Annotated in this window: 14 protein-coding genes; 5 read left to right on the forward strand and 9 right to left on the reverse strand. The window is 70.6% G+C overall.

What is annotated here, in order from left to right:
- Positions 1-13 precede the first annotated feature (13 nt).
- The 3 genes from ACZ3I4_RS06775 to ACZ3I4_RS06785 are packed head-to-tail and all read right to left on the reverse strand — an operon-like array spanning position 14 to position 1,966.
- Positions 14-637, reverse strand: coding sequence for a S26 family signal peptidase (locus ACZ3I4_RS06775; protein WP_465380892.1), 624 nt, complete (start codon positions 635-637; stop codon positions 14-16).
- 46 nt (positions 638-683) lie between these two features.
- Positions 684-1,070 (reverse strand): DUF2255 family protein, encoded by a 387-nt coding sequence (locus tag ACZ3I4_RS06780; protein WP_465380893.1) that lies wholly within the window; start codon positions 1,068-1,070, stop codon positions 684-686.
- On the reverse strand, positions 1,067-1,966 hold the full coding sequence (locus ACZ3I4_RS06785) for an alpha/beta fold hydrolase (protein WP_465380894.1): 900 nt from the start codon (positions 1,964-1,966) through the stop codon (positions 1,067-1,069). The genes ACZ3I4_RS06780 and ACZ3I4_RS06785 overlap by 4 nt, the downstream gene beginning before the upstream one ends.
- A gap of 184 nt (positions 1,967-2,150) precedes the next feature.
- Here ACZ3I4_RS06785 and ACZ3I4_RS06790 point away from each other — a divergent pair, with 184 nt between their 5' ends.
- Together ACZ3I4_RS06790 and paaK are read left to right on the forward strand one after the other, a co-directional pair.
- A complete protein-coding gene (locus tag ACZ3I4_RS06790; RefSeq protein WP_465380895.1) occupies positions 2,151-3,383 on the forward strand; it encodes an aminotransferase class I/II-fold pyridoxal phosphate-dependent enzyme in 1,233 nt (410 codons plus the stop codon).
- Positions 3,380-4,648: a phenylacetate--CoA ligase PaaK gene (paaK, locus tag ACZ3I4_RS06795; RefSeq protein ID WP_465380896.1), complete on the forward strand. Its 1,269-nt coding sequence runs from the start codon at positions 3,380-3,382 to the stop codon at positions 4,646-4,648. Before ACZ3I4_RS06790 ends, paaK begins: the two co-directional genes overlap by 4 nt.
- Positions 4,649-4,689: 41 nt before the next feature.
- On the opposite strand, the gene ACZ3I4_RS06800 is transcribed toward paaK, so the two are convergent.
- The gene (locus tag ACZ3I4_RS06800; RefSeq protein ID WP_465380897.1) at positions 4,690-5,772 is read right to left on the reverse strand and encodes a M15 family metallopeptidase; all 1,083 of its coding nucleotides are present in this window, start codon (positions 5,770-5,772) and stop codon (positions 4,690-4,692) included.
- Positions 5,773-5,799: 27 nt separating this feature from the next.
- A complete protein-coding gene (locus ACZ3I4_RS06805) occupies positions 5,800-6,390 on the reverse strand; it encodes a TetR/AcrR family transcriptional regulator (RefSeq protein ID WP_465380898.1) in 591 nt (196 codons plus the stop codon).
- 95 nt (positions 6,391-6,485) lie between these two features.
- Here ACZ3I4_RS06805 and ACZ3I4_RS06810 point away from each other — a divergent pair, with 95 nt between their 5' ends.
- Positions 6,486-7,424, forward strand: coding sequence for an LLM class F420-dependent oxidoreductase (locus ACZ3I4_RS06810; protein WP_465380899.1), 939 nt, complete (start codon positions 6,486-6,488; stop codon positions 7,422-7,424).
- Positions 7,425-7,529: 105 nt separating this feature from the next.
- Here the strand turns inward: ACZ3I4_RS06810 and ACZ3I4_RS06815 are convergent, their stop codons facing one another.
- A complete protein-coding gene (locus ACZ3I4_RS06815; RefSeq protein WP_465380900.1) occupies positions 7,530-8,270 on the reverse strand; it encodes a helix-turn-helix domain-containing protein in 741 nt (246 codons plus the stop codon).
- Between the two features lie 227 nt (positions 8,271-8,497).
- Between ACZ3I4_RS06815 and ACZ3I4_RS06820 the strand changes: the two genes are divergently transcribed.
- Positions 8,498-9,163: a DUF4097 family beta strand repeat-containing protein gene (locus ACZ3I4_RS06820; protein WP_465380901.1), complete on the forward strand. Its 666-nt coding sequence runs from the start codon at positions 8,498-8,500 to the stop codon at positions 9,161-9,163.
- 57 nt (positions 9,164-9,220) lie between these two features.
- Entirely contained in the window at positions 9,221-10,009 is a 789-nt protein-coding gene (locus ACZ3I4_RS06825) for an alpha/beta fold hydrolase (RefSeq protein ID WP_465380902.1), read from the forward strand.
- Here the strand turns inward: ACZ3I4_RS06825 and ACZ3I4_RS06830 are convergent.
- From ACZ3I4_RS06830 to ACZ3I4_RS06840, 3 genes are all read right to left on the reverse strand, one after another.
- Positions 10,006-11,421, reverse strand: a complete 1,416-nt coding sequence (locus ACZ3I4_RS06830; RefSeq protein ID WP_465380903.1) for a serine hydrolase domain-containing protein — start codon at positions 11,419-11,421, stop codon at positions 10,006-10,008. The two genes, ACZ3I4_RS06825 and ACZ3I4_RS06830, sit on opposite strands and share 4 nt — an antisense overlap.
- Before the next feature lie 18 nt (positions 11,422-11,439).
- Complete coding sequence (locus ACZ3I4_RS06835) at positions 11,440-14,217, reverse strand: peroxidase family protein (RefSeq protein WP_465380904.1); 2,778 nt, start codon at positions 14,215-14,217, stop codon at positions 11,440-11,442.
- Between the two features lie 203 nt (positions 14,218-14,420).
- Positions 14,421-15,170 carry a hypothetical protein gene (locus tag ACZ3I4_RS06840; protein WP_465380905.1) on the reverse strand — a complete coding sequence of 250 codons (750 nt, stop codon included), beginning with the start codon at positions 15,168-15,170 and terminating at the stop codon, positions 14,421-14,423.
- Positions 15,171-15,287: the final 117 nt, after the last annotated feature.

Here is a 15,287-nt window from a genome sequence, read left to right on the forward strand (position 1 = left end):
GTTCCGGTGACATTCAACGCCCGGAACGGGCCTTGTCGAGAGGCCGCCAGGAGCGCTGAGATGCGGGCGCCTGGTCCAGGACACGCGTCGGCCCGGCGTTGAGCGCGTCCAGCGGCCGCCAGGCAAGGAGCGCATCGCGCGGCGGCCCGGCGCTGGCGACATCGTGCGGCTGCCAGGCGATGAGCGCCAGCAGAAGCAGGGCGAGGGCCACGACGGGCAGATAACGGTCCTGCTGCACCCACAGGTAGGGCAGGCCGATCTTGGGGAGGCGCAATTGCACCACGCCGCGCAGCGACCCGGCGGGCACGGGGGCGCTGCCCTGCAGGATCAGGCGGCTCTGGTCGTCGTGGCCGATCAGGCGGTCCGGAAGCAGGCGTCCGGGCTCGGCCGGGTCCTCGACCAGCACGACGGTGCCCGGCTCCACGTTTCCGGCCTCGTCGATCGGGGCCGCGGCGACCACATCGCCCGCCTTGATGAGCGGTTCCATCGCTCCGGAGTCCACGACGGTGCTGCGCCAGCCGATCACGACGGGGGCCACGGCGGCCAGCAGCATGCCGACCAGGCCGGCGACGAGCGCGGTCCGCACGCCGAGCAGCAACCGGATCAGGCGCTCGCCGGTGATTCTCCTGCCCTGCATCACTGCCTTTCCGAGAACTCCCCCGTCCTCCGATCGGCCGGTGACGTCAACTGCTGAGCCCGTACGACCCGGCGGGGCTGAGCCGCAGGGTCGAGGCCGCGGCCGCATCCGTCACCATGGCGTCGACGCCGCCGGAGTATTTGGCACGGTAGGCCGCGTCGACGGCCGGGCGGGCCCGCTCCCCGACGTCCTCCACCACGACGTCCGTCTCCAGCGCACCGGCCCGGATCCGGGCCTGCCCGGTCCGGAGGACGCCGCCGAACCAGCCGGTGTCCCGCCGGTGCCAGGTCCGGACGAACACCTCGCCGTCCGCGCAGACGACCCAGATGGGCGTCCATCGTCCCTGGCTGCCGTCCTTCCGCCGCACGGCGATCTCGAGCTCCACGCTGTCCCCGATCGACCGCAGGTCGGCCGTTTCCCAGTTCTCGCTCATGCCCCAAGCTTGCCTCCCGGCCCGCCGGCATCGAGCAGGACCAGGTCGGCCAGTTCCTCCGGCAGGCCGGGCGAGAGGTAGACGTGACCCATGCCGGGCACGATGTGCAGTTCGGCCTGCGGGATGGCGGCGGCCAGGGCTTCGCCGTGCGCCACCGCATAGATCGGGTCCTGGTCGCCGTGCAGGATCACGGTGGGGGCGGTGATCGCGGTCAGCGGCGCGAACCTGTCGCGGGTCATCCGGGTGACGGCGCGGTTGTGGTTGGCCGCCGCGGACGGGTCTGCCGCACGGGCCCAGCACCGCGCGAGCATCGACCGGGTGGCGGGCTCGTCGAACGGCCGCACGTCGCCGTTCATCACCCGGAAAAGCGCGACGTCGGATTCGACACCGGGCGGCGTGTCACCGGTGTCGGCCAGGTGCTGCAGGAAGTGTGGGGCGGGCGGGGGCAGGTGGGCCGGGTCGGCGGGCTGACCGTTCATCGCGCGCTGCCAGAGCTGGCCGGGGTCGTAGCCCATCGGCGTGCTGGAGAGCAGGGTCAGCGACCGTACGCGGGCGGGCTCGTGCACGGCCAGCCACTGCGCGATCACGCCGCCCATCGACGCTCCGGCGATGTGGGCCGAGGCCAGCCCGTACGCGTCCAGGACGGCCAGGGCATCGTCCGCCATGTCGGATATGCCGTACGGATTCCTGTCGAAGTCGACGGTGCTGGATCGGCCGGTGTCGCGGTGGTCGTAGCGGATCACCTGCACGCCCCGGGCGACGAGCCGGTCGACCAGCGCGTCGGGGCAGGTCAGGCTCTGGGCCGCCGAACCCACGATCATCAATACGGCCGGGTGGTCGGGATTGCCGAACCGCTCTGTCCACAGACGTAGCGGGCCGGCCGTGATGAAGGTCATGAACGGCGACCGTAGCCGACCGGCTGGGCGGGCCACACCCCATTAACGAGCGCAGATCGAAGGTCGCCGACGTCTGCAATGATCTACACCGACAGGCCAGAAAACGATCGATCTGACCTTTCGGATTGACCGGCGGCCGCACGGGTACGGCAAATGTTGATCTCGCAAGGAAAGAGGTACCCAAGTGCCGGCCCAAACCCATGACATCGAAGACCTTCGCGTCAACAGCCGGATGTATGACGCGGTCATCGAGGAGATCGACGGCCGCAGGATCCGGATCGGCCAGGACTGGCTGGTGGACTGGGCGTCCTGCAACTACCTCGGGTTCGACCTGGACCCGGAGGTCATCGAGGCCGTCGAGCCCCAGCTGCGCAAGTGGGGCACCCATCCCAGCTGGTCGCGCATGCTCGGCAGCCCGCGGCTCTATCCGCAGCTCGAGGAGCGCCTGACCGACCTGCTCGGCGCCGAGGACGTGCTGCTGCTGCCGACGATCTCGCAAATCCACCTGGGCGTCATCCCGGCCCTGATCGGCCAGGGCACTCTCATCATGGAGAGCCGCGCCCACCGCACCATCTACGACGGCTGCGTGTTCGCACGCGGTCAGGGCGCGACCATGCGCCGCTTCCGTTCGGGCGATGTCGAGGAGCTCGAGCGCCTGCTCAAGGAGGCGACCGCCCGCCCGGTCATGGTCTGCATGGACGGCGTCAACAGCATGACCGGCGACATTCCCGACCTCAAGAAGTACGCCGCCCTGTGCCGCGAGCACGACGCTGTCCTCTACGTCGACGACGCGCATGGCATGGGTGTCATCGGCGAGCGGAGCCCGGACGAGCCTTCCCCGTACGGCCTGCGCGGCAACGCCATCGTGAAGCACGCGGGCGAGTCGTACGACAACGTCATCCTCGTCGGCGGCTTCTCCAAGGCGTACTCGTCGCTGCTGGCCTTCCTGGCCCTGCCGACCGCGGTGAAGAACAAGCTGAAGGTGGACGCCCCGACCTATCTGTACTCGGGTCCGTCACCGGTGGCCTCGCTGGCCACGGTCATGGCCGGGCTCGACGTCAACGAGAAGCGCGGCGACGAGCTGCGCACCCACCTCTACCAGCTGACGGCGAAACTGCTTTCCCACGTACGGGGAATGGGTGTGCACACGCTCAACGTGCACGACACGCCCGTCGTCGAGATCCCCATCTCCCCCGACCACGACCTGATCGAGGTGTCGGAGCGGCTGTGGGCGGCCGGCCAGTACGTCACGCTCGCGCCGTATCCAGGCGTGCCGCGCGACGAGATCGGCTTCCGCGTGCAGCTGACCGCCGCGCACACCGAGCAGCACGTCGACGACCTCAACAACGTGCTCACCGAACTGGCCCGCGACGGCGCCCTGCGACCGGCGATACCCCAGCAGCGGCGCCCGGCATGACATCGGTGACAGAGCCGATCGAAACCGCGTCCCTCGACGAGTTGCGGGCGCTCCAACTGGAGCGGCTACAAAGGACACTGCGGCACGCGTACGAGAATGTGCAGCTCTACCGCCGCAAGTTCGACGAGGCCGGCGTACGCCCGGAGGACTGCCGCTCGCTGGCCGACCTGGCGCGGTTCCCGTCCACGACGAAGCAGGATCTGCGGGAGACGTACCCGTTCGGCATGTTCGCCGTGCCGCGCGACCGGATCGCCCGCCTCCACGCCTCGAGCGGCACCACGGGCCGCCCCACCGTGGTCGGCTACACGCAGGCCGACCTGGACATGTGGGCCGGCGTGATGGCCCGTTCGATCCGGGCCGCGGGCGGCCGCCCGGGCGATCGCGTGCACGTCGCGTACGGCTATGGGCTCTTCACCGGCGGCCTGGGCGCGCACTACGGCGCCGAGCGGCTCGGCTGCACCGTGATACCGGTGTCCGGTGGCATGACCGAACGGCAGGTGCGGCTGATCGCCGATTTCGAGCCGGACATCATCATGGTGACACCGAGCTACATGCTGACCATTGTGGACGAGATGGAACGGCAGGGCGTCGACCCGCTCAAGACGACGCTGCGAGTGGGAATCTTCGGGGCCGAGCCGTGGACCGAGGACATGCGGGCCGAGATGGAAAGCCGGCTCGGGATCGACGCGGTCGACATCTACGGCCTGTCCGAGGTGATCGGGCCCGGGGTGGCGGCCGAGTGCGTGGAGACCAAGGACGGCCTGCACGTGTGGGAGGACCACTTCTATCCCGAGATCATCGACCCGGTCACCGGTGACGTGCTCCCGGACGGCGAGCAGGGCGAACTCGTGTTCACCTCGCTCACCAAGGAAGCCATGCCGATCATCCGCTACCGCACCCGCGATCTGAGCCGGCTGCTTCCCGGCACGGCCCGCACGATGCGGCGCATGGAGCGGATCACCGGCCGCACCGACGACATGATGATCGTGCGGGGCGTGAACGTCTTCCCGACCCAGATCGAGGAGCTCATCCTGCGCGTGCCCGGCCTGGCCCCGCACTACCAGTGCGTGCTGACCCGCCCGGGCCGCATGGACGAGCTCACCGTGCGGGTGGAGGCCCGGCCCGGCGCCACGCCCGAGGGCCGCGACCTGGCCACCCTGATCAAGCAGAACATCGGTGTCACGGCGGCGGTCGAGGTGCTGCCGCCGGACGCCCTGGAACGTTCCACCGGCAAGGCTCGCCGGATCGCCGACCACCGCGGCTGACGATCGGGTGGGCGCCGGTCCGGAGCGCCCACCCGGTCGCCTCAGCCGCCGGTGATGGACCAGTGCCAGGGCTCGGACGGCAAGTTGATGAAGCCGTACGCCCGGGCGTGCGCGACCAGCCACTTGTAGCCGGTGCTGGAGCGGGTCAGGGTCTTGCCGTCCTGGCTGATGTCGACGGCCATGCCCAGCTCGTGCAGTGAGCGGCCCGGGATGGCCGTGGGCACGCGGCAAGACGACGACGGCGCGGTCCACACGTCGGGGCAGCCGTTGGACTTGCGGAGCTCGATCTGGCGTTCCTTGGTGCGGAAACCCCCACCGGAGAGCACGATCCCGTTGGCCCGGGCGTCGCCGAGCATGCGCTTGAAGGCGTAGGCGACGCTCCGGTGCACGGTGATGCCGTAGACCTCGGTGGTGTCGGCGACCGCGAAGCCCGTACGCGACTGGGTCACCACGTCCCGGCTGAGCGCGCCGGCCTGGGTGGCCAGCGAGTAGGCGGTCGGCAGCGCGGCCAGCTTCTGCTGACTGGCCGTGACCGCGCCCGCGGCGGCATCCCGGTTGGTGATGGCGGTGGCGAGCGTGGTGGTGGCCGTACGGGCGTTGGTCCGGGCGGTCGTGAGGGCCGTGGCCGCCTGCTGGGCCGCGGTCTTGCGCAGGTTGAGGGTCTTGGTCGCGGCCGTGACCGCGTTCCGGGCCTTGGTGACGGCCGTCTTGTTGAGGGGCTTCTTCTTCGACGCCTTGGTCAGGTTCTGCTTGGCGGTGGTCAGAGCGGTCTGCGCGGCGGTCACCCGGGCCCGGGCGTTGGTGTCGGTCGTGGTGGCGGTGTTCAGCTGGGTCTGGGCGAGCGTGCCGGCGTTGGTGGCGTTGGTGACCTCGCTGTTGCGGATCACGACGTCGGCCTTCTGGGTGGTGATCGTGGCCTGCATGGTCGCGGCCGTCTGCTGGCGGGTCAGGCTGCGGTACATCAGCGTGTTCCAGGTCTGGGCCACCGCCGGCGGCGCGGCCTCGGCCGGCGTGGGGGCGGCCAGGGCGGTCAGGCCGAGGGCCAGAGCCGCGAGCGGAAGGGTGATGGCCCGGCGGGCTCGGCGGATCGTCGGATCCGGTCGGAGTTCCTGTCGTGTCGTCACCCGGAAGAGACTCCGGGGCGCCGGGAGCTACACCGTGCCCTCGCGGGTGCGGGCCGGTTGCGCCGGTTGGGCCAGCGCGGCGGCCGCCGCAGCGGCGCGGGCGGCGATGTCGTCGACACTGTGCGCGCTTCGGTTGAAGAAGCCGTCGTCGTACAGCGAGGCGTAGCCGTGGGCGACCGCGATCGTGGCCTCGACCAGCAGGAGCGACTGCTGATGGGTGGGCGCGGCGGCCCGCTCGAACAACGTCGCCATCAGGGCCCGGGTGTGCTCGCGGCGTTCCTCGTCGGGCACGGCGGCGAGCTCACCGGCGAAGATGACGGGAAACCCGGCGCCGGTGCGGGCCACGAACCGGACGTAGGCCTCGGCGACCGCGGGCAGACCGTCCCGGGCGTCCGCGAGGATCTCGGCGCGCAGGTCGCGGGCGGCCGCCCCGGACACCGCGCTGAGCAGGCCGGCCCGGTCGGGGAAATGCCGGTAGGGAGCGGCCGAGCTCACCCCGAGGCGCCGGGCCACCGCGGCCACCGAGAACTTCTGCAGCCCGCACTCGGCCAGCAGCTCGAAACTCGCCGCGATCAGCGCCGCCCGGAGATCACCGTGGTGGTAACCCTGCTTCGCCACGCCGTCCTCCCGCTTGCATCGGTGTAAGAGGGCTCTTACATTACCTGGTGATAGTCCTCTTACATGGAGGGCGCCTTCTTTCTCGTGGAGGAACAGTGACCATCCGGCTCGGATATCAGATTCCGAACTTCTCCTATCCCGGTGTCCCGAACGAGAACCTCTTCGACACGGTCGCCGCGCAGGCCCGCGAGGCCGAGGCCGCCGGCTTCGACACCGTGCTCGTGATGGACCACTTCTATCAACTGCCCGGCATCGGGACGCCCGACCAGCCGATGCTCGAGTCGTACACGACGCTGGGCGCCCTGTCCGGGGTCACCTCGACAGTGCAGCTCTCGACGCTGGTGACCGGCAACACCTACCGCAACCCAGCCATGCTGGCCAAGACGGTGACGACGCTCGACGTGGTCTCGAAGGGACGGGCCATCCTCGGCATCGGGGCCGGCTGGTTCGAACGCGAGCACCACGACCTGGGTTACGAGTTCGGCACCTTCACCGAGCGCTTCGAGCGGCTCGACGAGGCCCTGAACATCATCGCCCCGATGCTCAAGGGCGAACAGGCCACGTACGAGGGAAAGTGGTATGTGGCCCGGGGCGCGATGAACAATCCGCGGGTCCGTCCGAACATCCCGATCATGCTGGGTGGCTCGGGTGAGCAGAAGACGTTCCGGCTGGCCGCGCGGTTCGCCGACCACATGAACATCATCTGCGACCTGGCCGACCTGCCCCGCAAGATCTCGGTGCTCAAGCAGCGCTGCGAGGAGATCGGCCGCGACCCGGCCACCCTGGCCACCAGCTTCTTGATCATGGGCATGGTCGGCGAGACCGAGCAGGAGGCCAAGGAGCTGGGCGAGTCGATTCCCGACGACCGCCGCAACCGCGCCTTCCTGGGCACTCCCGGCCAGGTGGCCGAGCAGATCCAGGAGAAGATCCTGGACGCGGGGGTCGACGGCATCTGCATCAACCTGATCCGCAACGGCCACCGCCCCGGCGTGGTCTCCGCGGTCGGCGCCGCCCTCAGCCCGCTGGTGAAGTAAACCGGAACTCGTTGCCCTCCGGGCCGGCGAGCACCCACCACGGGTGCTCCCGGCCGGGTTCGGCCTTCAGGGTGCCGCCGGCCTCGAGAAGGCATGGCGCGGCTGTCACACAGAACCTTGATCAGCGGCTGACTGCTCCGGCGCGGAGCGGAGGACGGCCCGCGCCTGGTCGGCGGCCCGGGTGACGCTCTCGCTGATGAAATCCAGGAAGCGGGCCACATTTTCCAGGCGGGCCGCCGCATCGGTGCCCGGACCGAGAACGGCGGCACCCTGGCGAGCGACGGCGACGAGCTGGTCGTTGGCCCGGGCACTGGCGATGGTCGCCTGATAGAAGAGCTCGTCGTCGACGATGTAGCGGTCGCGGCGGCGCTCGTCGCGCTCCCGGCGGACCAGGCTCTGACTTTCCAGGAAGGCGATCGCCTTGGAGACCGACGCCGGGCTGACCCGCATGCGCAGGGCCAGCTCGGACGCGGTGAGGCTGCCGCTGTCGGTGATGAACAGGCAGGTCAGGACGCGGGCGCCCATGCGGGGCAGGCCCGAGGCCATGAGCACGGTCGTGAGCGTCTCCGCATAGTCGGTGACGGCGCCGATGTCGCGTCCCTCCGGGCCGCCGCCCGATGCGGGACCGCGGACGGCGGCCGCACGACTGCGGTGCGCGCGGCGTTCGGTGGCCCGGTGTGCCAGGTCGGCGCGGTAGCCGTTGGGGCCGCCGTTGCGCATCACCTCACGGGTGACCGTGGAGGTCGGCCGGTCGAGGCGCCGGGCGATCTCGGCGTAGGGCAGATCGTCGGCCAGACCCAGCGCGATCTGCTGACGCTCCTGCTGGGTGAGTCTGCCTCCCGGCATCCCGGTCTCCTCGATAGTCGATTGCGACCGGGCCACCATAGCGTTCACTTCTGGTCATTGCAAAGACAGTCCGGCCCGGCATTGCGTTACCGCACACCCGGTTGCAACGTTTGAACAGCTCTGAGCTGGCATTACCCGATCTCGTTGCAATATTGACGTTGCCTTGTTGTGGAAAGCAACGTAGCGTTTCGCATGTCAGAAACGAAACGCGAGCACCGGAGAAGACCATGCAGAGCTTCGCCACCCCCGCCCCGATCGCCGCCGTCCTCGACGTCCCGGCCGGGCGCATCCAGCTCATCGCCGTCGAGCGCGCCGACACCGTCGTCGAGGTGCGCCCGGCCGACCCCGGCCGCAGCCGCGACGTCCGGGCCGCCGAGCAGACCACGGTCACGTACGCCGACGGCGCCCTGCGGATCGCGTCGTCCCAGCCGTCGAACGGGCTGGTCGGCCCGACCGGATCCGTCGAGGTCACGGTCCAGCTGCCGGTCGGCTCACGGATCGAGGGCCGGACCGCGAGCACCGAGTTGCGGGGCGTCGGCCGGCTCGGTGACGTCAGCTTCGAAGGCGCCTACCGGCAGATCAAGATCGACGAGGCCGCGAGCGTACGGCTGACCGCGGTCGACGGCGACGTCGAAGTGGGCCGCCTCACCGGGCCCGCCGAGATCAGCACCGGCCGCGGTGACATCCGGATCGCCGAGGCCGTCCGGGGCACCCTGCTCCTCACCACCCAGCAGGGCGACATCACCGTCGGCGCCGCCACCGGCGTCTCGGCCACCCTGGACGCCGGCACCGGTCACGGCCGGGTCAGCAACGCCCTGAAGAACGACGGCACCGCCGGCCTCGACATCCGCGCCACCACCGCCCAGGGCGACATCACGGCCCGCAGCCTCTGACCCACGACGGCCGCCTCACACCCCTCGAAACGCTCGCCCCTCGGACAGGAGTACGACATGACCAGCACCGTCACCCCGTGGACCGGCATGATCCCGATCGACGACACAGCCCTCGCCTGCACCGACACCGGCGGCACCGGCATCCCGGTCGTCTACCTGAACGGGCAGTTCGCGACCCAGGGCTACTGGAAGAGAGTCATCGCCGACCTCGGCCCCGGCTGGCGGCACATCACGTACGACGAACGCGCCCGCGGCCGCAAGTCGAAACCGTCGGCCGACTACTCGTTCGAGGCCGGCATCCGCGACATCGACGCCGTCCTCGCCGCCCGCGGGGTGGATCGGGCGCTGGTTGTCGGATGGTCCTACGGCGCGTTCCTCGGGGCGCACTGGGCCGGCCGCAACCCGGACCGGGCGATCGGCGCGGTCCTGGTCGACGGCGCGATGCCGCACGACTGGCTCGACGACGCCATGGAGGAACGGATCCGGACGATGTTCAGGCGGATGGCCTGGTTCATGCCGCTGCTGCGCCCGACCGGCCTGGTCCCGCGCCTGAACGCCGACCAGCAGGCCACCAGCAACATCGAACTCGGGAAGCTCTCGCGGGAACGCGAACTCGGCCCGGTCATGGACAGCATCGCCGTTCCCACCCGCTACGTCCTGGCCTCCGGCACGTCGCTCGGCAGCAAGGGCGACGAGCAGGAGGCGATCCGGGCGAGTCTGGACAAGGTGGTGGCCCGCAACCCGCACATCCGGATCAGCGCCAAGGTCCCCAGCAACCACAGCATGATCCTGCGCAAGGATCACGCGGCCGTGGCCGCGGCGGCCCGGGAGGTGGCAACCGTTTAGGCGACATCGGGCCGGGTCATCAGGGGCGCCCGCAGGTGCAGGTCCAGCCGGGGGCCGGTGAGTGGCACGACGTTCCAGGTGGCGGTGGCCGTGGCGCCGTCGACGACCAGCCGGACCCGGTGCGGGGTGGTGATGACGCAGAGCTCGGCGACGAAGCGGCTCCCCTGCCATCCCGCGCAGGCGACGACGGGCCGGCCGAGGGGTGCGCTCTCGCGCCACTCGCCGGGCCCGGCCTCGATGTCGAACGACGGGCCGAGGCGCACGACCCAGCCGGAGCCGGTCGGCTCGACCGTGACGGTCGTACCGTCGGGCAGGGCCGAATCGGGGGAACTGCCGTCGATCCGCGCCTCGACGGGACGGTCCGGTCCGGCCGTCCCGGTCGTCACCGGCAACGCCAATCCGCGCAGGCGTTCCGCGAGCTCTTCGTCGTCGGCGGCGCTGCCGGCGGAGTCCAGGCCGGGCAGCAGGTTGTCCCAGAGGGCGTCGAGCATCGCCTGGGGCTCGGTCATGGCCCCGGTCACCGCGACCACCAGCTCGTGCGACGGGACGACCACGCACATCTGGCCGAAGGCGCCGTCGCCGCGGAAGCCGTGCCGCGACATCCAGAACTGGTAGCCGTAACCGTGCAGCCAGTCGGCGTTGCGGACGTCCTCCTCGACCGGCAGCGTCTCGATGTGGTGGCTGGTCGCCAGCCGCACCCAGCCGGGCGGAACCAGCTGCCGGTCACCCCACCGGCCGTCGCGCCGCAGGAGCTCGCCGAACGCGGCCACCGCCTCGGTGGTCAGGTGCAGACCATGGAACCCGAAGACGGCGCCACCGGCGACCCGGTCCCATTCGGCGTGTGTGACACCCATCGGGCCGAAGAGGCGTTCGTCCAGGAACTCCGGCAACCCCCGGCCCGTGACCCGCTCGACCATGCGGGCCAGCACATAGGTGGTCGCGTTGTCGTAGGTGTGGCGCGTGCCCTCGGCGTACGGGAAAGGCACCCGCAGGAACCCCCTGGTCAGGTCGCCCGGTTCCAGCTGCCATGCCTCGGCCAGGCTGTCATCGCCGTGCCCGGTGGTCATCGACAGCAGGTGGTGCACGGTGAGGCGCTTCGCCTGCTCCGGAGCACCGGGCGAAAGGTGGCCGGGCAGAACGTCGACGATCCGGTCGGCCGTCGAGAGCAGCCCGTCGCCCATGGCGATCCCGGCCGCGATCGAGGTGAACGACTTGGTCAGCGAGTAGAGCAGGTGCGGGCGGTCGGCCGAATAGGGCGCCCACCACCCTTCGGCCACCACGCGGCCACGGCGTACGACCATGAGCGAGTGGCACTCGACGGCTTCCGCGTCGAGCTGGTCCAGCATCGCGCCGACCGCGCGGGACGAGATCCCGGCGGCGGCCGGCGTCGATCGGGGCAACAGTGCGGGCATCCCGGCACCGTAACCAGGTCAGGCCCAGGGCGCGAACGCATTCTTCCCGGCGGGCAGCACCGCCGACAGTTCGGGGCAGTGGCGGTGAATGAGGTCGGTCATCGTCGTGCTTGCGATCCAGTCGAGGCCGAACTGGGTGTAGATCTCGGGGCGGTAGTCCGCGGTCAGGAAGCGGTCGCTCTGCAGGCGCCGGGACGCCATCAGGATGAACACCCGGAAGGCCGTGTCGGAGAAGCCGAAACCCTCGGGCGGTGTCTCGGCGAACAAGCCGACCATGGTGTCGATCTCGTCGATGCTGCGGTACACCGAACGCAGCTCCTCCACAGTCGACGGTTCGCCCAGATCCTCCCAGCGCGTGATGCGGGGCATGTGCAGGGCCTCGCGGAAGTCGTTGTAGCGCGGCACCCCACGCATCCGGGTGCGCACCAGGTCGACCACCGACAAGTCGATGAGCTCGCCGTCGCGCTCTAGGCTGAGCAGGGACAGCGGGAAGTTGTGCAGCGTGATCGCGCCCGGGTGGGCCGTGCCGAACGAATACAGGACGTTGGTGAGGCCCAGCGACCGCAGCTCCTCGTCGGCCCGGCCGCCCTGCAGGTCCAGGAACGTACGGGAACCCAGGGTCTGACCGTCCGGTGTGGAGAAGTTGTAGTCGTCGGGGATCAGCGGGTGCATGCGGTAGACGGTGACGAAATCCTCGGTCAGCGAATAGGGCGCGCTGTGGTGGTCGGGCGTGGTCTTCGGAATGCCGTGCAGCGCGTTGACATCGGTGAGCCACAACCCGATCCGGCTCAGCAGATCCTTGGCCGGTACGCCGTTCCAGTTCACGTTCATGCCGCGCCGCAGCACGTCGGTGGCGAGGATGGCGGGCGTCCACTCGACCGTGTGGATCTTCGCGATGAGCGCGGACACGATCAGCCGGGCGGTCTGGTAGACGCGATCGTCGTCCCACTCCGGGTGGCGCTCCCGCAAGCCGTCGCAGAGCAGGTTGTGCTCGCGCGCGAAGAGCGTGTGCATGCTGCTCAGGCCGAGCCACCAGGCCTCGTTGAAACCGGTGATCTCCGAGCCGGCCACGTCGACCGGCAGGTAGCCCTCGGGGGTGAGCCGGATCTTGGCGCCGTCGCGCAGCTCCCGGGCCTTGGCCGTGTCGGTGCCGTAGACCTCGGAGCCGTCCCACCAGTGCGAGGCGGCGTTGCCGAAGAGCAGTTCGGTGCCGTCGGGGCCGGTCCCCCGGCTGATGTTGCCGCCGATGCGCATCTCGGGTTCGAGCGGGCCGCCGGGAGTGTTGGCCCAGCCCGGCATGCCGGGCGGCAGCGGCACGCGCACGTCGTCGACGCCGAGCGGGTGGCGGGCGTGGACGACCCAGTCGTGCACCTGGAACTGGATCCAGGTGGCGGCCAGGATGTTCAGCGAGGTGGCGGGGCGGAACGTGTCGCGGCGCAGCAGCTCGCGGCTGACCAGGATCGGGTTCGGCTCGTTGACCAGGTCGGGCCGGTGCACGGCGGGCACGTTGCGCCCGAACGCGGCCCCGACGGCGCCCATGCCGGGGGCCGACAGATCATTGGACCGGCCGTCATGCGTACGGAACTCGCGCTCTTCGTCCTGAGGCGGCACGGGCACATCCCGTACGCGGGGAGGCGCCTCTCGATTCTCCGTGTCGATCAGGTTGTCGCGCCGGAGCACGTCGCGCAGCGCGGCCAGGTTGAGCAGGGCCAGCGCGTCGGGCAGGCGGTGCCAGGGCCGGAACCGGTTGACGGCGCCGAAGATGACGGTCATGGCCGAACTGGCGATCCGGTTGCGGGCCGGCACCTCGGTGAGCCAGCGTTGCCGGTCGCGGTGGGCGGCACTGGCGTCGTAGGCGGCCTTCCGGACGCGGTTGAGGTTGCCCAGCGGCCGGAAATCCTCGGTGGTGTTCCACGGGTTGAAGCGCATCGCGTGCACGACCGGGTTGTCGCACGAGCCCGACCGGATCGTCAGCGTGGCCACCGGTTCCGGCGGCGCGCCGGCCGACCGCCAGTCGACGGCCGCGTCCTCGATCGGCGTCTCCTGCGCGCTGCGGAACCGTTGCACGCACAACTCGAAGCGAACGTCGCCGTTCCGCAGCCGCGCGGCCATCTCGGTGGTGAGGAAGTCGGGGCCGTCCGTCCGGGCCGGCGCCTCCCCCGGCAGGGGCCGCAGCAGATATTGGACGGCGAGCTCACCGCCCCACGTGATCGGGATGCGGCTCCAGTACGTCTCGGTGGCCACGCTGTCGATACGCCGGCGGCCCTCGAGGACGTTGCGCACGATCCGCAGCGTCTCGACCGGCCCGATCGCGAAGGGCAGCCGGGCCAGACCCAGATAGCGCCCGGCGCCACCGCCCGCCGTGGCCAGCGCGAACTCGGCGAACTGGCGGGCGTCGCGGGCGTGCGAGACCGGGGCGTTGGTCATCAGCAGGTCATGCTGCTCGTCCGGGCTCACCGCCACCCGCAGCGCCGCCCCGCGCAGGTCGGGCTCGCGGTCGTCGAGGATGCGGCCCTCGGCGTTGCTGAACCGCACGGCCGTGCGGTAGACCGCGCCCGGCTGCGCGAACCCCACCCGCAGGTCGGCCGGCAGATCGTCGCGGAAACGCAGCTCGGCGTCGTCCACGGCGTACGTGCCCTTGGCCTGGAAGCCGGCCACGACCGGCTCGCCGTCCCGCCGGTTCTTGAGCTGCGTCCGCATGATCTGCACGGCCATCCGCTCGAACAGCCGCCGCTCAGCCTCGGGCGATCCACCGAGGTAGACCTCGCGCCATTGCACCCTGGTCCCCGTCGTCATCGGCACACTATGGCCCGGTCCGCTCCCCGGCGCTGTCGGTTAGCCGATCCCCCATCGACCTTTCTCGACAGGCCGCCCCGTTCCACCGGCGGATCGGCGACGGCCCTTTCGCCTCGTAGTAGACCGAGCAGCCCGACGGCGGCGCGGCCAACCGCATCGACCTGGCCCGATGGGCCCGATCGCGGTGACCGCGCCGGTTGCGGTTACTTCTTCAGCTTCTCGAGGTCGACGACCTCGGCCGCGGGCGGGGCCTTGATGTCGGTGAAGGTCTCGCCGAACTCGGTGAAGTTGAGCGCGCCGTCGGCCGGGTTCGGGCCGGCCAGGCGCAGCGGGTAGGGCTCGCCGGTGGTGGCGATGTAGAGCGTGCCGCCGTCCGCGCCGCTGTCGGTCAGCGCGATGGCCTTCTTGCCGTCGATGTCGGAGACGGCGCCCTTGGTGACCGTGCCCTCGGGGTCGAGGAGCTCGCTGACATCGGTGGTGCTGAACATGCCCTCGAAGCTCTTGTCGCCCGCCTTGACCAGCACCCAGCGGTCGCCGACGAGCTGGGCGATCGCGGCGCCCTGCTCGGCCCCGCCGCTCATCTTCCAGAAGTTCGCGTCCGGCTTGATGTACTTCCGGCCGTCGACGGCCAGCAGCTTGACGCGCGGCCCGTTCAGCGACATCGTGCCGAGGACCTCTTCGCCGGCGATCTTGAAGTCGAGGCCGATCTTGCCTTCCTCGGCCTTGACCGAGCCCTTGAAGTGGAACGACTTGGCCTTCGCCAGGGCCGCCTTGGCCTTCTCGAGGATCTGCGCGGCCTCGAGGGACTCGACGCCGTTGCCGGCGGGCGCGGCCGCGGACGCGGGCCCGGCCGGCTCCTCGAACTTCGCGCCGTCGTCCTGCCCGGCGCAGCCGCCGGCCAGCAGGGCGGCCGTGGCCAGGCCGGCCAGCGCACCGGCGAGTTTGCTCTTCATGGTGGTGCCCCCGTTCGGTCGCCCCGGCCGGCTCGTGCCGAACGGTAGCGCGCCCAAGGTACAGGGAGCCGTACAGCCGACTCACAGGTGACCGCCCCTCGGCCGTTCAGGCCAAGC

The sequence above is a fragment of the Actinoplanes sp. NPDC021490 genome (assembly GCF_055562135.1).